Consider the following 18,478-nt stretch of genomic DNA (forward strand, 5'->3'; position numbering starts at 1 on the left):
TTACCATAGGGCATACTCTTTCTTTAATGTTAGTCGCCTTTGCAAAGGTTAGTTTTTCAAGTGCTTACATAGAGTTTTTAGTTCCTGTAACCATAGCGGTGACGGCACTGTTTAATATTTTTACCGCAGGAAATAGACATAGGGATAATGCGGCATGGATAGGTATAGGGATCTCGCTTTTCTTTGGGCTCATTCATGGATTTGCCTTTTCAAGCGCTTACACTATGCTCGCTGCGGGAACAGATAATGAGTTTCTATTACTCATTTCTTATGCACTCGGTATCGAGGGCGCTCAGTTAGTTATTGTTTTAGGGGTTTTAGTGCTTAACTTCGTGTTTACTGGAATATTCCGTTTCAGTAAAAAAGACTGGATTCAAGTAACGTCAGGAATTATACTGGGAATGGTAATCCCTATGCTTATAGCTAGATGGATTTTCTAGCAACTAGGTTCATGTGAGTTCGCTTTCGCGAAAGCGTATAGAAAATCATTCATAAAAGAGAAAACTATTGAAAGATCAAAAACAAAACAAATACGACCTAGCCTATCTTAAAATGGCTGCTGAGTGGGCAAAATTATCCCATTGTAAAAGGCGTCAAGTAGGTGCTATTATGGTAAAGGATCGCATGATTATAAGCGATGGTTATAATGGTACACCTAGTGGTTTTGAGAATTATTGCGAGGATGATGAAGGTTATACAAAATGGTACGTGCTGCATGCAGAGGCAAATGCTATTCTTAAAGTAGCTGGATCTACACAGTCATGTGCCGGAGCTACCTTATACATAACCATGTCGCCATGTAAGGACTGTAGCAAGCTTATTCATCAAAGTGGTATAAAACGTGTCGTCTATGTAGAAGGATATAAGGATGACAGCGGTTTGCAATTTTTGCAAAAAGCAGGCGTTCAGGTAGAACAGATCAGCCAACTTTAATTTATGAGTAAATCACAGGTATATTACCCACTTTTTTTAGGTATTGCTATAGCTATAGGTATGGGCTTAGGGTATGTAATGCATAGTGGTCATACTGGTGATGGTCTTTTAATGAGTAGTAACGCAAAAAAGCGTAAACTCAATAAACTCATAGACATTATAGAACAGCGCTATGTAGATGAGGTAAATACAGATAGTATAGTAGATGTGGCTGTAAATGATATTTTATCTAACCTAGATCCACACTCTGTTTACATTTCTAATGAGGAAATGGAAACGGTCTCAGACCAGATGCGTGGTGATTTTGTAGGTATCGGAATTAGATTTTTTGTAAATCAGGATACGATTTCAGTCCTTCATGTACTGGAAGGTGGTCCTAGTAAAAAAGCTGGAATAAAAGGTGGTGATAGGATTTTATATGCTGATGGTAAACCGCTTTTTGGGATAGATGGAGTCAGCTCAGATATACTTAAGGGTGAAGAAGGAACGAGAGTAACTCTAGGTGTTTTAAGACCAGGAGATGAAGAGGTGCACCATATAACTGTAGTGCGCGGGAATGTACCCTTAAATAGTGTAGAGGCTTCATATATGCTCAATGATAACCTAGGATATATAAAGGTTAATCGTTTTGCAGAGTCTACTGAAGAAGAGTTTAATGATGCCATAGATAAATTAGTGGAGCAAGGTGCAACCGCACTGACTGTAGACTTAAGAGATAATCCTGGTGGTGTATTAAGTGGCGCCATCGCTATGGCTGACGAGTTTCTACCGCGCAAAAAACTGATCTTGTTTCAAAAAGATCGTAATAATGATCGCAAAGATTCTTATGCAACCAGTGATGGTGATTTTGAAAATAAACCAGTTTATATTTTAATTAATGAAAATAGCGCTAGCGCTAGCGAGGTGGTAGCTGGAGCATTACAAGATAATGATATAGGAACTATTGTAGGAAGACGTAGTTTTGGTAAAGGCTTAGTGCAGCAAGAAATAACTTTAGGCGATGGTAGCGCGGTAAGATTAACCGTTTCTAGATATTACACGCCTACTGGTCGTAGTATCCAGCGACCTTATGATAACGGTAATGAAGATTACTTTAATGAATATATAGAGCGTTTTAATAATGGTGAATTAGAAAACGCAGCAAACATAGAGGTAAATGATTCCTTAAAGAGAACTACTCCAGGTGGTAAAGTGGTTTATGGCGGTGGTGGAATTATCCCAGATGTATTTATCCCTAGTGCTGATGGGTATGTTCTACAAACCTTAGAGTATTTTGCACGATCAGGATTTGCAGATCAGTTTACGAGCCGTTATTTACAGCATGACGGAATCAATTTACGGGAAATGTCTCAACAGGATTTTATGCAGTTTTATAGCGTTCCTGAGTTAGTCATGGAAGATTTTATCGAGTATGCGCAATTCTATAACACCAGTATATCCCTACCAGGTTATAGAGATGAGGTTTCGGCCATATTAAAATCATCAATGGCAGAGCAGCTTTTTAATACTGAAGCTAAGATTAAGATTCTGAACGAGCAAGATCGTATGATCAAAAAAGTGCTAGAGTTGAATAAATAATATCCATCTTCAACTAAGTGAAAAATGAAACGATTTATAACAAGATATTATAAATCCTAAAGCGTATCATACTTGTAAAGGACTCAAATCCTTTTCAAGCCTTATGCTTTTGAACTAATTTCTTTCCTCTTCCTTTTCCTTAATTTTATAAGAAATCCTCATAATAAGCATAAGAATAAGAACGCATAGAGATGCTATAATACTTATTAATGCGATCTGACTGTCTCCAGCAAACAGATTCTGAAAATCTAATTTAGTGGCGTTAAAAATGATGCTAGCTAGCGCAAGTACCATGATTATATAGACTACTATTCTCATTTAAAAAAGTTCTTTTATGTTAGAAGTAAATAGCTTTACGGCAATAGCTAGCAAGATAACCCCAAAAATTTTACGCACCACATTAATTCCCTGTTTTCCTATCAGTTTTTCAATGTAGCCAGAATTTTTAAGAACTAAGTAAACAAAAACGATGTTAACAACTATAGCCGCTATAATATTAATAACGGCATACTCAGATCTTAAAGAAAGAACCGAAGTTAAAGTTCCTGCGCCTGCAATTAATGGGAATGCAATAGGGATTATTGCAGCAGTCTCAGGAGCCTCATCTTTATAAAGTTGTACACCTAATATCATTTCTAGAGCAATAAAGAATATGATAAAAGCACCTGCAACGGCAAATGAGTTTACATCTATCCCTATAAGATTCAACATGCGTTCTCCCACAAAAAGAAAAACAATCATTAAAATTCCAGCAACTACACTCGCTTTTTCACTTTGTACATGGCCTACTTTGCGACGCAGGTCTATGATAATAGGAACACTACCTATAATATCTATAACAGCAAACAAGATCATGGTTGCTGTAAAAAACTCTTTAAAGTTAAACGCAGTAAAAAAATTCACTAAAAAGCTATAGTCCATCTTAAAATTTTGAGGGCGCAAAAGTACTGCTATTTAGAAGTTTAACAGCGCTGTAGTAAGGTTAAATAATCATTAAGGAAATAGTGTTTTGCACTTTTTTTGGCACCAGTGTTCTTATGGAAAGTATAACTGTGATTCTTTAAATGAAACCGCATCATGTTATCTTTGCGATTCAATTTATTTATATATGTTTCAGCTAGGAAAAACCATTGTGTCAGACGATTTACTCGAAAAAGATTTTGTTTGTAATCTCACGGCATGTAAAGGAGTTTGTTGTGTCGCTGGAGAGGCAGGAGCGCCGCTGGAACAAAAGGAATTGGATATTCTAGATCGAGAATATGAAAAAATAAAGCCTTATTTACGTCCCGAGGGAATTGCTTCCATAGAGGAACAAGGTACCTGGATCGAGCGAGAAAATGGCGAGTTAGAAACACCGTTAGTAGATGGCGCAGAGTGTGCTTATACCACTTTTAAAGAAGATGGTACGGCACTTTGTGGTATAGAGGCAGCTTATCGTGATGGAGCTACTTCATTTTATAAGCCTATTTCTTGTCATTTATATCCAGTGCGCATACAAGAATACACTGATTTTAAAGCAGTAAACTATCACAAATGGCAAATTTGTGATGACGCCTGCACACTCGGTAAAGAGCTAGGTGTTCCAGTATATAAATTTTTAAAAGAGTCGCTCATCCGTAAATTCGGAATCGCTTGGTATGAAGAATTAGAAGAAATTGCTCAAAATTTTTCTTCAAAAGAGTAGTTTAAAACATATTCTTCCTATAGATACTTAAAAGTCTCAATAAAACCGATAAACTCATCCACTTGTCATAACTTCACGAGTAACCGGTTTTAAAATGATAAATTAATATTATTCATTTGTAGAAATTGAGTCTGTTACTGCAGCTGTTTTAACAAGTTTATAATGTCGTTTTCTAAGCACGGCATCATTGAGTACAAACGGCATACTCATTTGGTTCAGTGGTCGTGCTTTTACATCCAGTGCTTTAGTTTTTAATAAGTCAAATGATGCTGCATAGAACTGAAATTCTGGCTCGATATCTTCTTTAAAAGTAAGTTGTAAGTCTAGCGGCTCATTATTAGTCACGTAGTAGCTTATAAGCCTGTTTCCCCAGCGGTTAGGTAAGGCCTTTTTAGAAACTCGTGCTTTGTAAACCTCGCGACCATTAACATAACCATCTTCAAACACGTAGCTCGTGTCGCAAAATACCTCTAGTCGTTGAATAGGTTTTATACTTGTGATACGCATCTTTACCGTGCGCAGTCCGTCGTGTAAACTGTCTATTAACTTATCTATTTGGACTGGAGCAAGTTCTTTGTAAGGTGCAGTTGCTGCATAACTAAAACCAGTTCCATATTTAGAATCGATGGTGTTTTTGTTAAGCTCGCTCGCTTTAGCTGGTGTGTCGCCTAGTTTTGCTTGAGTCCAGTCGGTCAGTACTTGATCATAGGTGGCCCATTGCGCCGTTTGATCATCTTGATTCTGTATGTAAACTAAGCTGGTAGATTGTGGCTGTGATGGTGTGAATTCTGCTTTCGCGAAAGCGTATCCTGCACAAATTAATGTTGCGATAACACCTATAAATGCTAGTAAATCTTTCCTGCGATAATGCCCGAGAATAGGAATTAAAAGACCAAATAAAAGTGTGGTCAAGATAGCGGCAACAAAAAGAATCTTCATTCCTAGAGCGACTGGAAATGCTTTTATGAATGGTGTAAAGACAAATATTGCTGGAATAGCGAGTACTAATAGCAGGATATAACTAGGTCTGCGCTTATTAATGTTGAGCCATACCATAAAAAGTCCCGCAATGAGTGGTACTAAAAAGAAACCTGCGCCAGGTAAAAAGACATCTGGAATAATGCCGCTATCGCCCACAGGAAATGCGGTAAGCAAGCAAATAATCCAAAGCAAAAATAACGGCGCCATACTTAAACTGGCTACATTTTCTTTATGATAAAATTTGTGATATAAGAAGAAACACAGTGTGAGCGCTGCCATGGCTGCCGTAGCAATAAGCCAGTAGCCATTATAGGGAAAACCATGCTGCTGGTCTATATAAAAATCACCATGTTCTAATCCTTTCCATCCATAATTGCTTAATAAATAACCGATAATCATAGCTCCTAAAAAAGGAACAAATCCTGCCATGATCTGACCTAAGCTCATGCGTTTTTTCTTAATTCCATAAAAAATAAGTAGGACCCATAAAATCCCTGAACTTATGATTAAGAAAGGTAACCAGTTGAATGGGAAACTAACCATTTTAAGAACCGGTAAAGGGAAATAAATGTGATCATCTCCTTTTTTTACTTTGAGTTCGTCGCTTAAATCGATATTTGAAAAATGTTTTATCAACGGCATGAGATAAGCGCCTTGATGTGCGAGTGTATTACGATCCATTCGCTCGTAATTATCCAGTTCAGTATGGTAGTCAAAATGATCGCCTATGAAAGCAAAATTGAGACCATTAATCTCTCCATCTTTTCTAAAAACAGTGAGGTCTGTATCATTAGGTAGTTTTTTATAGATGCTGTAAGCGAGTGAGTTTGCCACTGGATATTGAACTCCAGCTTTAGAAAATTCTTCTATAATCTTGCGATTACCACCATTAGTTTCTACGAGCATATAACTAGGTCCACCGCTACCACGTGCTTCAAAGTTGAGCACCATCCCAACATCCTGAGCCCATGGATGCTCGTTTACAAAAAGCTCTGCACCGTTAAGTCCTAGTTCTTCAGCATCTGTGATACATATAATAATATCGTTAAGAGGTTGTTTGTTTTGAGCTATAAAAGCTCTTACACCTTCAATGATGGTTGCAACACCACTTGCCGCATCACTGGCACCTTTACTAGAATGCGGATCGCTATCATAATGACTCAATAGTAATAGTGCTTTACCGTTTTCTCGAGAACCTTTCATGCGCGCGACAATATTCTCAGGCTGTGCTAGGTTTCCCCATGGATCCATGGTATAGCCTTTTTGAGTAGTGACTTGTAAACCTAGTTTTTCAAGTTGGGTGATCACGTAATCTCTCACATCATCATGTGCTGTACTACCTACGTGATGTGGGCTTACAGACATAGTTTTAACATGTTCCAGCGCTCTGGCCGTGGACCACTGAGTCGCTGGCAAATTATCTTTTACCGCTGCAGATGGTGTCTGACTATGAAATACATACCATACTAGTGCTATGATTACTAGAAATGATAATGCCGATGATAGGTGGGATTTAGGTTTAAAGGATCTCATTTTGTGGTGTTTATGAGGTTGGTGGGAGTTTTAGATTTAAATTTAAGCCTCAGTTAAGTACGCTATTTATAAAGTTAAGCATAATTTTTTTGAAGTGTTTTGATCACTGTGACTGCGACTGTAAAGCAATAGATTATCTTTTGATTTAACAATAGCTCTTAAGTACTTAATCTTTTTACAATCTAGACTGCTGACTGAAGGCTAAAAGACTAAGAACTAAATCAAGTCTCTCTTTTCACAATTAAATAATATTCATCATCCATGGGTAAATAGCCTTGATCATAGACAAAATAATATACAGTTCCTTTTTTAGTGGTATAAATACTGGTGAATAAGGTGAAGTCAAAACCGTTTGCGAGTAGTTTATTGTGGGTAGTTTTAGTCTTGTCTTTAGGATTGAGCTCGTTAAGGATGCGCCAGTTTTTACGCAAGCGGTTATTAATGTTGCGCATGAGCGCATTACTATCTCTGTTGAGCTTGTTGTTTGCCACATTACGGCAGTAATCACTGCAAAATCGCTTGTCTGCACGACCGCGTATTTCTTCTTTACATTCTGGGCATTTTTTAACGGCTGCCATAACAATAGGTTTTGATAAAGGTACTAAATGTTTGTAAATGGTTGGTTTTTGAGCTGGTGTGTTTGTGAGTCTTGAGCTATGGGCTGAATTAATTCTGCACTTACTGCTTGATTTTTATTGAGACAGACTGAAGTTTGCCATTACGGATTATTGGGTCGCCTACGGCGTTCTTTTTATTGCGCTTAATAAATTCGGCTTTTTTTCTTGTTACTTATAAAAGGAATTTTCAATTTAACAACTAACAACTAACAACTAACAACTAACAACTAACAACTAACAACTAACAACTAACAACTAACAGCTAAATAATAAGATTTTGGTAATCTTCTAACATATTCACCGACTATAAAATCTCTATTTTTGCACAAAGTCGAACTATGAAAAAAGGAGTTTTAATGGTAAATCTGGGATCGCCAGATAGTCCTAACCCTAAAGACGTTAAAAAATATCTGGACGAGTTCTTAATGGATGAGCGCGTTATAGATTTACCATATATTTTAAGAGCCATACTTGTTAAAGGAATTGTGTTAAACACCAGGCCTAAAAAAAGTGCTGAGGCTTATGGTAAAATCTGGTGGGAAGAAGGTAGTCCGCTGATCGTGCTTTCTGAACGGTTACAAGAAAAAATAGATGAGTTTACCAGCGTGCCTATTGCTCTGGCTATGCGTTATGGTTCTATGTCTATAGAAAAAGGCTTGCAAGAATTGAATGATAAAGGTGTAGATGAGGTCTTAATTATTCCACTATATCCTCAATTTGCTATGGCTACTACAGAGACTATTCTCGTGCTGGCAGAGGAATTGCGCAAGGAACATTTCCCGCACATGTCTTTTACAACTATGCCACCATTTTATAATCATCCTGATTATATACGTGTGCTGTCTGAATCTATTAAAGAATCTCTAGAAGGTAAAGAATATGAGCACTTGTTATTTTCATACCATGGAGTTCCTAAAAGACACATTAGAAAAAGTGATATCACTAAAAGTCATTGTAAAATGGACGGCAAGTGTTGTGCGACGCCATCACCAGCCCACGAGTTTTGCTACAGTCACCAGTGTAAAGAAGTGACACGACTGGTAGGTGAGTATCTAGAAATGGAAGATGGAACTTATTCTACGAGTTTCCAGTCGCGATTAGGTTTTGATCCATGGTTAACACCTTATACAGATCGCACCATTGAAAAAATGGGTCTAGGCGGTACTAAAAAAATGGCGATAGTTACTCCTGCATTTGTAAGTGATTGTCTCGAAACACTTGAAGAAATAGCTATGGAAGGCGAGGAGATTTTCCACGAAGTAAATGGAGAAGAGTTTCATGTGATCCCTTGTTTAAACACTAGAGCAGATTGGGTAAAAGTACTATCACGCTGGATCGATGAATGGGCTATGCAGGAGCACGTTACCTCTTAGTGTTTTGAGTATGCTTTTGCGAAAGTGAGATTATTAATAATTTTTCAATTAAAAGGCCTTCTGGGATGAAGGTCTTTTTTACTTATTAAATAGGAGCTATTCACCAAAAAGCATGTAAAATGGTGAGTACACTTTTGATTGAAGTCTAAATTTTACTTTTAGGAATACCGGATCAAATCTATCTTCTTAAACTGTGAAATTAAGAAAAACCTACACTACTTTTACACTTTATGAACCCTACCCAACCTACTAAATCCCAACTTTTAGGAACACAACCTATTGCTTCTTTGTTAATCAAACAAGCGGTTCCTGCTTCTATAGGGATTTTAGTTATGTCATTGAATATTCTAGTAGATACCATTTTTGTAGGTAACTGGATAGGTTCCATTGCTATTGCGGCTATTAATGTAGTCTTACCTGTTTCATTTTTTATTGCTGCACTAGGAATGGCTATAGGAATAGGTGGATCGAGTATTATATCTAGAGCCCTAGGAGCAGATGATTATGAAAAAGCCAAAAGAACTTTTGGGAATCAAATTTCCATAACATTAGGAATTACCATTCTATGCGTCATTTTTGGCTTGTGGTTTATTGATGATTTGGTCTACTCTTTCGGAGGTAAAGGAGCCATTTTTGAACCAGCTAAAATTTATTATAGAATTGTACTTTATGGAGTTCCTGTTCTTGCATTATGCATGATGGGAAATAATGTTATTAGGGCAGAAGGTGCTCCTAAACACGCCATGATCGCCATGTTAATACCATCCATAGGAAATTTGTTGATGGATTATATTTTTATCAACCAGTTAGGCATGGGAATGGAAGGAGCAGCTTGGGCTACGACCATAAGTTATGTCCTGTGTTTTCTTTATGTTTTATGGTTTTTTATTTCTGGAAAAAGTGAGCTGCTCTGTAGTTTAAAACACTTTATACTGGACTGGCCTATTTTAAAAGAAATAGGCGGACTGGGATTTGTGACGCTGGCACGGCAAGCCATGAGTAGTGTGTTGTATTTGATATTGAATAACGTCTTGTTTGAATTAGGTGGAGAAGACAGTGTTTCGGTATTTGGGATTATTGGTCGTATGATGATGTTTGCCTTATTTCCTGTTCTGGGAATTACTCAAGGTTTTCTACCTATCGCTGGATATAATTATGGAGCCCAGAACTGGTCTCGTGTACGCGAGGTTATTTTTACTTCTATTAAATATGCTTGCGGATTAGGACTACTCATTTTTTTAGGACTTTTCTTTTTTACTAGAGAAATAGCAACTGTTTTTACAGATAATGAGGCTGTAATTAACCAGACATCATTTGCTTTAAAAATGGTGTTTATAGCCACGCCTATTATTGCGATCCAACTCATAGGAGCTGCATACTATCAAGCGATAGGAAAAGCAATTCCTGCCTTATTGCTCACACTATTGCGCATGGGCTTTATTTTGATTCCGCTTATTTTGATTTTACCTCAAATTTATGGGGAGCTAGGAGTATGGATCAGTTTCCCAATCGCAGATGTGGTTTCTACCATCATTACTGCATGGTACCTCTGGGTAGCGATGAAGAAGTTGAAGAGCAGTAGTGAATAAGGTTACTACGCTTTCGCGAAAGCGTATTTATAAAATTCCCTTAAAGAATCTATATACTGTAGCTCGCTATAATACCTTTACACAAAATAGTCAAGATGTTTACTAAAGAATTTGATGTGAGATGGAGTGATCTAGATGCTAATAGACACATGGCAAATAGTGCTTACCAGAATTTTATGAGCCATACTAGAATGGCTTTTTTAATTGAAAACGATTTTGGACAGCGCGAGATGGCGCAGTATGAAATGGGTCCTGTTATTTTTAATGAGCATATTTATTATTTTAAAGAAATTCATCAAGGCAAACCCATAACAGTGAGCTGTGAGGTCACGGGTTTGAGTGAAGATGGTAGTCTTTTTAGTTTCAGGCATAACTTTTATGATTATAAAGGGCGTAATGTAGCTCGTGGTTTAATGACTGGTGCGTGGATGAATTTAAGAGAACGTAAAATAACAGCGCTACATCCAGATCTTTATGAAAAAATTAAGCATTTCCCTATGTCTAGCGATTTTAAAACTCTGAGTAAAGAAGATACTAGACTTCATGGAGAGTTACCTGTGGACTTAGTAGTTTAGTGTTTAAGTTTTTTAAGTTGAGCGATAAAGCTTAAGAGCTTATAAATTCAATTTGGTATAATTTACTGGTTTACATTAAAGCTTTTATAGACTCTATCTATACTGGCAACGTGCTGCTGTTAGTATTTATGCCATTAAAATCAAGTTGTTATTGTAAAGTTAAGTAACCAGGTTAACCTGCCTTCTTAGGAATACTAGTTATAAATACTCCAGTAAAAATGAGTGCGCCGGCAAGTAATTTATAAGGTGTAATGATGTCCTTACCTAAACCTACAGCGATTAATGTAGTTAATAGCGGTTGCAAATAAACAAAAACAGCAACTACACTAGGTTTTAAAGTTCTTATAGCAATAATATTCAACATATAAGTGCCAAAAGTTGCAAACAAGATCACATATCCTATATGAAGCAATGTCACTGTACTCGCTAAGCTAACGTTAAAATTAAGGCCTTCACTTATTCCAAAAGGTGTGATAAAAATCACTCCAAAGAAATACAACCATTTCATTAAAGTAAAAACATGATATTTAGTGGTTAATCTTTTAGCTAGTATGATATAAAACGAGTAAGAAGTCGCATTTACAATCATTAATAAATTACCTAAAAGTGGATTAGTGGCATTTTCATTAGAATTATTATTGGATAATAAAATAAGCAGTGCGGCTCCACTAAAACCTATTAAAATACCTAATATGCGACTCGCATATAAACGCTCTTTTAAAAAGATAGCACTAAGCACTAGCACAATAATAGGTGTAGTGACCATAAGAACTGACGCGCTAATGGGTGATGTAAGAGATAACCCTTTCATAAAGGTGAGCATATTAAATCCTACACCACAGAAAGCTGCTAGGGCAATGAGAGGTAACTCTTTAAGTGGCACTCTTTCTTTAGGACCTATAAATGTGGCAAGAATCCAAAATATAATACCTGTAAATAGAACCCTATACCATGTTAAACCATAAGGTCCTATATGGCTAGGAGTGACTTCTTTTGCTGCGGTATAATTATAAGCATAAAATAAGGCTACTAGAAAACCACATATGATAGCAACCGTTCTTTTACTCATTAAGACAGTACTTCTTTTGCAGCGGCAACCACTTTCTTGCTATTCCCTATATATGCTTTATTCTCATAAATAAGGATAGGTCTTTTTATAAAAGTATAATGATCCAGTAATAATTCTTTGTAATCAGTTTCAGTTAAGTTTTTTTCGTGCAGACCGCGACCTCTGTAAAGTTGGGCACGTCTGTTAAAAAGACTTTCATAAGAACCAGATTGCTCTTTAAGAAATTCTAATTGCTCAGCTGTGATGGGCTCTTCTTTTGTATTCTGTAAAGTTACATTATCCGTTAACTCTAATTCTCCTTTAATACGCTGGCAGGTATTACAGCTTTCTAAGTAAATGAATAGATTTTTCATAATACAAAATTACAAAAGGAAAAGGCTTTATAAATAACGTTATAAAAAGCATTTTTTTAATTAGGGGGAAATACACTTATTCTAACGAAGTAGATTGCTCATTAAAATGAAATCTTTAAATATTAATTCTGCGCACCATTAATGAGGTACGGAGTTTTTCCATCGGTTATGATTACCTTAGAGTTAGGAGATTTAGATAGCTGCTGGAAAGCTTCTATACTGCGTATTTTTATGATCTCTGGTGTCAGGCCTTCGGCAAGGATTTTTTGGGCATCACGTGTTCCTTTTGCCTCAATTAGTTTGCGCTCTGCCTCTAGACGTTCTTGTTGAAGAATGAATTCCATGCGCATTGCGTCTTGTTCTGCCTGTAGTTTTTGCTCTATAGAAATAGATAAGCCTTGTGGTAAACGTATACTCTTCATAAGAACTGCTTCTATGATGATCCCTTGTGGGGTTAGTGTTTCTTCCATCTTTTGTTTAATAGCGGCTTCTATATCTGCTCTTTTACCAGAGTGCATATCCTTTGCAAAGAACTGTGAACATACATCTGAACTTGCAGATCTGAATACTGCAGACATCACATCTTTGTAATTAGGACCTATATTCTCTAATACCGTAGGGAGCTTTTCTACTTGTAATCTGTAAAGAATGGATATTTCAGAATCCACACTTAGACCTTCTTTACTTGGGATTCTTAAGGCTAATTTTAAATTATTAGTCTGGATAGATTCTTTAATGACCCTAGTGGTAAAAGGATTGTAGAAAACAGTTCCTTGAGTAGTTACCTTACTATCTAGTTTTCCTAATTTTTGTTTTACACCAGCTTCTCCTGGTCTAATTACGGCGCAGCTCGTCACAAATAAGGACAAAACTACAATGGCGAGTACATTTTTCATAGTATTACTATTATTAATTAAAAGTATTAATCTCAAATTTAATAGTCTTATACTTATTTTTTAGTTATTTATTTATTAATATTTAGGCCTTAAGAGGACTTTAAGACTTAGTTGTCTAAAAAATTAAAGCTCTAGCTTTCATTTTAACGTTTTCCTTTAGTGGTATAAGAATTTAGATATGTATACCTTTAGCTATAAACAAGAACGACATGAAATTTAATACTAAAGCGATTCACGGCGGTCAGCAAGGAGTAGATCCAGCTTATAACTCTGTTATGCCTCCTATTTATCAAACCACTACTTATGCTCAGGAGACTCCTGGAGCACATAAAGGTTTTGAATACTCACGCAGTGGTAATCCTACTCGAGCAGCTTTAGAACGTTCATTAGCTAGTTTAGAAAATGGAAATTACGGGATCTCTTTTAGTTCTGGTCTCGCTGCGATAGATGCCGTGTTAAAACTTTTAAAACCAGGTGATGAGGTGATTTCTACAAATGACCTTTATGGCGGCTCCTATCGTTTGTTTACTAAGATTTATAAAGATTTTGGCATCAATTTTAAGTTCATAGGAATGGAAAATACTGCCCAAATGGAACATTATATTTCAGATAAAACACGATTAGTATGGATAGAAACACCTACTAATCCCATGATGAACATCATAGATATCAAGTCTGTTGCTATTATTGCACACAAGCATAACTTACTGCTTGCTGTAGATAATACTTTTGCGACACCTTATTTACAGCAACCACTGGAATTAGGAGCGCATATAGTCATGCACAGCGCCACTAAATATTTAGGTGGCCATAGTGATGTGGTTATGGGATCTTTGATTGTAAATGATAAGGATCTTGCAAGTCGTTTATATTTTATTCAAAATGCCAGCGGTGCTGTTCCCGGTCCACAAGATTGTTTTCTCGTGTTGCGAGGAATTAAAACCTTACACGTTAGGATGCAAAGGCACTGCGAAAACGGAAATGCAATCGCACAGTTTTTAAAATCACATCCTAAAGTAGCCCAGGTTTACTGGCCAGGATTTAAAGACCATCCTAACCATAACATTGCTACTTTACAAATGCAGGATTATGGTGGTATGGTTTCTTTTACTACTAAACAAGGAACTTTAGAAAGCGCTTTTCAATTAGTTTCAAATTTAAAAGTATTTACACTGGCAGAATCCCTAGGTGGTGTGGAGTCGCTAGCTGGTCACCCAGCCACTATGACTCACGCCAGCATTCCTAAAGAGGAAAGAGAAAAAATAGGAGTGGTGGATTCTTTAATAAGATTAAGTGTAGGGATAGAAGATATAGATGATTTAATTAAAGATCTAGAGCAGGCACTTTAAAATTTAATCGGAACTTCTAAACTATCTACCACTGGAACTTCAAAATTTACCATGCCTTTTCCAGCTCTTATAGAACCATTATATTTTATGCTCACTTTTTGATTTGCAAGAATTTGAATTGCTGCGTTTAGTAAGCCGTTACCTTTTTTACCATAAAGTTCCTTGGGTGACATTTTAATGGTGAGCGGTAGAGTAAAATAGCCACTAGCTGGCATTTCAACATCTAGATCTTGATGAATTTCGGCGGTTTTACGGCCATCTATGTATACATCAAAATTTGCTTGGGTTAAGTCCAGTCCTACAGTGTTAGGATTAAATAGAACACAGTCACCGCTTAACTCGAGGTGATTTGCCGTCGCATTTTTGATTTTTACATTTTTAATTTCTTTAAAAACAACCTCTTCATAAGCATTTTCGCAAGAGGTTGTTATAAAAAGTAAAGCTATTAAGGCGAGTATAGAGCGCATGATTATGGGGTTTGAAGCAAAGATAGTGGTAGATACGCTTTCGCGAAAGCGTACTTAGAGATCAGTAAAATTTTATTAACTTTCTGAATTGTAAAAATTTAATCTTACCATCATGAAAAAAACATTACTCTTACTTACTTTTCTATCTATGAGCGCAACCCTTTTTGCGCAGACTCAAAATAGTCTTACTCTAGATGGGTCTAATGATTATGTTCAGACTTCATATACAGGAGTATTAGGAACAGCAAACCGGTCTTTTGAAGCATGGATTAAACTTGATCCTAGCGCACCTAATAGCAATCTAGCAATAGTAGATTATGGAGTTAATGCTGTGGGATCTCGTAACACCTTTTTAGTAAATTCTAGTAGAGGTCTGAGCTATATCTCTGGAGGAACTAACGCAAACATTAACTCTAACGCAGGAATAATTCCAGTGGATCAATGGGTTCATGTAGCTTTTGTTTTAGATAATGCCACAGGATTCTTATACTTAAATGGGGCACAGGTCGGAACAGGTAACTTATCTACAGTAAACACTCCTTCAGGTGGTACAACTCTTAGAATAGGTGAGCGTGTCCCAGGTGGTTCTATATTTTTTCCTGGAGCTATAGATGAAGTAAGAATATGGGGTAGAGCCCTGACTGCTAGTGATCTGTCAACTGGCAGTAGCAGCGAGATTTGCCCATCATCTACTGATCTTTTAGCTTATTACCAGTTTAATGAAGGAGCGGCAAGTAGTAATAATAGTGGGATAAACACACTTCCTGAATTAGTAAATGGGAACGATGGAACGTTGAATGGTTTCAGCTTAAGTGGTGCAAGTTCTAACTGGACAGCAGGTTCACCGGTTTCACAATTTCTTACTACTGATGTTTCTTTAAATGCTGGAGTACTCACGGCAGCACAAACAGGAGCTACCTATCAGTGGATAGATTGTGATACTGATATGCCGGTAAGTGGTGCTACCGCAATGACATTTACACCTACAACAATAGGAAATTATGCTGTAGATATTACTGAACTGGGTTGTACACAGCGTTCAGAATGTATTACTGTAACCACCTTAGGGATGGAAACAAATACTTTAAACAATATAAAATTAAATGCAAACCCATCTACTACTTTACATTTTACAGGAACATTATCTAGTGATGCTCAAGTCTCTATTTATAGCTTGTCGGGTAAGGAATTATTAAAAGGTGCTATAAATGATTATCAAATCTTAGAACCATCCATCGCTAGCGGATTATATATGGTAATCCTTTCTCAAAATGGATCGAGTAAGACTTTTAAATGGGTTAAAGAGTAAACTAGTCTCTTCTTTATAAATACTATTCATAGATGCGGACTTGAGTGCGCATCTATGAATAATTTAAGGTGACAATAGTTATTTTAAATGAAAAAAAGAATTCTTTTCTGATTAAACCGCTTTCAACATTTCCACAAGGTCATTTTCTGTATCCTTTCCTTTGTCTTTATTGTACCAAGTTTGTAATTCTTGTTTGAATTCTGGTCCTAGTGCTCCTTTTGCGGCTTTTTCTGCAGCGACTAGTGCAGTTGCTTTAGTAGGTCGTGGTCCCCAAGTGGTGACTGGAAGTCCCGTTTTTTTATCAACTAAAATTAATTTTGCAATAGAACGACCACCATTAGTTAAGAACTGATCCATTAACTCAGGATTTTCATCACGCAATACGATTTTAAAATCTACGCCAGCAGCTTGTGCTACTTTATACATCATAGGCATGGTTTGAGCGGCATCGCCACACCAGCTTTCTGTGATAATTAAGAAATACACATCCTGATTAAAAGTTTCTAGAAACTCTTGATTTTCAGGAAGGATCTTCATGGTTTTATCCAGTCGTTTCATGCGCTGGTTATTCAGCATGGTATAATTTGCTAGATCTGGTGTAACTTCTGATCCTGTATTAGTTTTATGAGCGACATGTTGTGCCATTAACTCTCTATAAACTGGATAAGAAATAGAGTTTGCTGTTGCTTTTTTTATAATTTGTTGTAGTTCCATATAGCAAATTTAAGGAGTAATGCAGGTTAAAAACTATGATAAATGTCACCGTTCTTGTGATATTATTCCTCTACTTACATTTCACAAATGGAATGACTATAGCATTTTACTTTTGAAAAGTTTAAGTTCTATCAGTGTGACTTTTTAGTTCAGATCATTATTCTAATTCATCATTTAAATGCCGCAAAAATAAACCCCAAAGTTTTGTGAAACTTTGGGGTTTGTTTTATAGTGACTAGAATGATTTACATTTCTAGTGCTTTCTTTACATCACCATCCATTAATAGATTGATAGGATCTTCTAGTGCTTCTTTAATTGCTACTAAGAATCCTACAGACTCTTTACCGTCGATAATTCTGTGGTCATAAGATAGTGCTAAGTACATCATAGGACGTATCACTACCTCACCATTTACAGCTACTGGTCGTTCAATGATGTTATGCATCCCTAAAATACCACTTTGTGGTGGGTTTATGATAGGCGTGCTTAACATAGAACCAAAAACACCACCATTAGAAATTGTAAACGTACCGCCAGTCATTTCATCTACCGTTATCTGTCCGTCGCGAGCTCTTAATGCTAGACGTTTTACCTCAGCCTCAACACCACGGAAAGAAAGATTCTCTGCATTTCTGATTACAGGTACCATTAATCCTTTAGGACCTGATACTGCAATAGAAATATCTTTATACTCATAAGTAAGCATTTCTTTACCATCAATCATAGAGTTTACTGCTGGATATAGTTCTAGCGCTCTAGTAACTGCTTTAGTGAAAAAGGACATAAATCCTAGAGAAACACCGTGCTTTTCTTTAAAAGCTTCTTTCCATTCCTTACGTAAGTCAAAAATAGGTTTCATGTCAGCCTCATTAAATGTGGTTAACATCGCTGTTTCATTCTTTGCACTTACTAGACGTTCTGCTACTTTTCTACGTAACATAGATAGTTTAGAACGTGACTCACCTCGAGAGCCTCCTGGCGTTCCCATGGAAGGTTTTGCGTTTACCGCATCTTCTTTAGTAATACGACCATCACGGCCTGATCCAGATACAGACTTAGAGTCTATACCTTTTTCATCTAGTATCTTCTTTGCAGCAGGACTTGCGGTACCACTGGCATAAGTTTTTTCAGCCTGAGGCGCTGGTGCTTCTTTTTTAGGTGCTGTTTCTTTTTTCTCCTCTACGGGTTGTGCTGGTGCAACACCACCTTCTGGTCTTGCCGCTTCAGTGTCTATTAAGCACACTACAGCTCCTACTTCTACCGCGTCACCTTCTTCGGCCATAAGGGTAATGATACCACTGGCCTCAGCAGGTAATTCTAGGGTTGCTTTATCGCTATCTACCTCAGCAATTGCTTGATCTTTTTCAACCCAATCGCCTGTGGCTACTAGCCATTCTGCTATTTCTACTTCTGTAATCGACTCGCCTGGTGAAGGCACTTTCATTTCTAGAGCCATA

The 18,478-nt window shown here is 36.9% G+C and carries 19 protein-coding genes; 9 read left to right on the forward strand and 10 right to left on the reverse strand.

The features are described 5' to 3' along the window. The 3 genes from ACTF48_RS08030 to ACTF48_RS08040 form a co-directional block, all read left to right on the forward strand. Positions 1-440, forward strand: a 440-nt coding sequence (locus ACTF48_RS08030) for a HupE/UreJ family protein (RefSeq protein WP_438962639.1), incomplete at its 5' end; no start/stop codon positions are given. 67 nt (positions 441-507) lie between these two features. Further along, entirely contained in the window at positions 508-933 is a 426-nt protein-coding gene (locus ACTF48_RS08035; RefSeq protein ID WP_438962640.1) for a deoxycytidylate deaminase, read from the forward strand. A 3-nt stretch (positions 934-936) separates the two neighbouring features. Then, positions 937-2,511: a S41 family peptidase gene (locus ACTF48_RS08040; protein WP_438962641.1), complete on the forward strand. Its 1,575-nt coding sequence runs from the start codon at positions 937-939 to the stop codon at positions 2,509-2,511. Positions 2,512-2,625: 114 nt separating this feature from the next. On the opposite strand, the gene ACTF48_RS08045 is transcribed toward ACTF48_RS08040, so the two are convergent. Both ACTF48_RS08045 and ACTF48_RS08050 read right to left on the reverse strand, forming a co-directional pair. After that, the gene (locus ACTF48_RS08045) at positions 2,626-2,829 is read right to left on the reverse strand and encodes a hypothetical protein (RefSeq protein WP_438962642.1); all 204 of its coding nucleotides are present in this window, start codon (positions 2,827-2,829) and stop codon (positions 2,626-2,628) included. Further along, positions 2,830-3,432, reverse strand: coding sequence for a MarC family protein (locus tag ACTF48_RS08050; protein ID WP_438962643.1), 603 nt, complete (start codon positions 3,430-3,432; stop codon positions 2,830-2,832). Positions 3,433-3,619: 187 nt separating this feature from the next. Here ACTF48_RS08050 and ACTF48_RS08055 point away from each other — a divergent pair, with 187 nt between their 5' ends. Next, positions 3,620-4,195, forward strand: coding sequence for a DUF3109 family protein (locus ACTF48_RS08055; RefSeq protein WP_438962644.1), 576 nt, complete (start codon positions 3,620-3,622; stop codon positions 4,193-4,195). A 108-nt stretch (positions 4,196-4,303) separates the two neighbouring features. On the opposite strand, the gene ACTF48_RS08060 is transcribed toward ACTF48_RS08055, so the two are convergent. Both ACTF48_RS08060 and ACTF48_RS08065 read right to left on the reverse strand, forming a co-directional pair. Further along, a complete protein-coding gene (locus tag ACTF48_RS08060; RefSeq protein ID WP_438962645.1) occupies positions 4,304-6,709 on the reverse strand; it encodes a M28 family peptidase in 2,406 nt (801 codons plus the stop codon). 221 nt (positions 6,710-6,930) lie between these two features. Continuing rightward, complete coding sequence (locus ACTF48_RS08065) at positions 6,931-7,287, reverse strand: hypothetical protein (protein WP_438962646.1); 357 nt, start codon at positions 7,285-7,287, stop codon at positions 6,931-6,933. Positions 7,288-7,664: 377 nt separating this feature from the next. Between ACTF48_RS08065 and hemH the strand changes: the two genes are divergently transcribed. The 3 genes from hemH to ACTF48_RS08080 all read left to right on the forward strand — a co-directional run bounded on the left by hemH (position 7,665) and on the right by ACTF48_RS08080 (position 10,863). After that, complete coding sequence (gene hemH, locus ACTF48_RS08070; RefSeq protein ID WP_438962647.1) at positions 7,665-8,699, forward strand: ferrochelatase; 1,035 nt, start codon at positions 7,665-7,667, stop codon at positions 8,697-8,699. Between the two features lie 230 nt (positions 8,700-8,929). Continuing rightward, entirely contained in the window at positions 8,930-10,288 is a 1,359-nt protein-coding gene (locus ACTF48_RS08075) for an MATE family efflux transporter (RefSeq protein WP_438962648.1), read from the forward strand. Between the two features lie 95 nt (positions 10,289-10,383). Continuing rightward, complete coding sequence (locus ACTF48_RS08080; RefSeq protein WP_438962649.1) at positions 10,384-10,863, forward strand: acyl-CoA thioesterase; 480 nt, start codon at positions 10,384-10,386, stop codon at positions 10,861-10,863. Between the two features lie 172 nt (positions 10,864-11,035). Here the strand turns inward: ACTF48_RS08080 and ACTF48_RS08085 are convergent, their stop codons facing one another. The 3 genes from ACTF48_RS08085 to ACTF48_RS08095 all read right to left on the reverse strand — a co-directional run bounded on the left by ACTF48_RS08085 (position 11,036) and on the right by ACTF48_RS08095 (position 13,181). Further along, on the reverse strand, positions 11,036-11,932 hold the full coding sequence (locus ACTF48_RS08085) for a DMT family transporter (protein WP_438962650.1): 897 nt from the start codon (positions 11,930-11,932) through the stop codon (positions 11,036-11,038). Next, positions 11,932-12,285, reverse strand: a complete 354-nt coding sequence (locus tag ACTF48_RS08090) for an arsenate reductase family protein (RefSeq protein ID WP_438962651.1) — start codon at positions 12,283-12,285, stop codon at positions 11,932-11,934. The genes ACTF48_RS08085 and ACTF48_RS08090 overlap by 1 nt, the downstream gene beginning before the upstream one ends. A 122-nt stretch (positions 12,286-12,407) precedes the next feature. Then, the gene (locus ACTF48_RS08095) at positions 12,408-13,181 is read right to left on the reverse strand and encodes a prohibitin family protein (RefSeq protein ID WP_438962652.1); all 774 of its coding nucleotides are present in this window, start codon (positions 13,179-13,181) and stop codon (positions 12,408-12,410) included. Between the two features lie 209 nt (positions 13,182-13,390). Between ACTF48_RS08095 and ACTF48_RS08100 the strand changes: the two genes are divergently transcribed. Then, positions 13,391-14,530 (forward strand): cystathionine gamma-synthase, encoded by a 1,140-nt coding sequence (locus ACTF48_RS08100; protein WP_438962653.1) that lies wholly within the window; start codon positions 13,391-13,393, stop codon positions 14,528-14,530. Here the strand turns inward: ACTF48_RS08100 and ACTF48_RS08105 are convergent. Then, positions 14,527-14,997 (reverse strand): LEA type 2 family protein, encoded by a 471-nt coding sequence (locus ACTF48_RS08105; protein ID WP_438962654.1) that lies wholly within the window; start codon positions 14,995-14,997, stop codon positions 14,527-14,529. The genes ACTF48_RS08100 and ACTF48_RS08105 overlap by 4 nt on opposite strands. Positions 14,998-15,109: 112 nt before the next feature. Between ACTF48_RS08105 and ACTF48_RS08110 the strand changes: the two genes are divergently transcribed. After that, entirely contained in the window at positions 15,110-16,306 is a 1,197-nt protein-coding gene (locus tag ACTF48_RS08110) for a LamG-like jellyroll fold domain-containing protein (protein ID WP_438962655.1), read from the forward strand. A 111-nt stretch (positions 16,307-16,417) separates the two neighbouring features. Here the strand turns inward: ACTF48_RS08110 and ACTF48_RS08115 are convergent, their stop codons facing one another. Both ACTF48_RS08115 and odhB read right to left on the reverse strand, forming a co-directional pair. After that, complete coding sequence (locus ACTF48_RS08115) at positions 16,418-17,020, reverse strand: thioredoxin family protein (RefSeq protein ID WP_438962656.1); 603 nt, start codon at positions 17,018-17,020, stop codon at positions 16,418-16,420. A gap of 245 nt (positions 17,021-17,265) precedes the next feature. Beyond that, complete coding sequence (gene odhB, locus ACTF48_RS08120) at positions 17,266-18,477, reverse strand: 2-oxoglutarate dehydrogenase complex dihydrolipoyllysine-residue succinyltransferase (protein WP_438962657.1); 1,212 nt, start codon at positions 18,475-18,477, stop codon at positions 17,266-17,268. Position 18,478: the final 1 nt, after the last annotated feature.

It is taken from the genome of Nonlabens sp. (genome assembly GCF_965660805.1).
Taxonomy (GTDB): Bacteria; Bacteroidota; Bacteroidia; order Flavobacteriales; family Flavobacteriaceae; genus Nonlabens.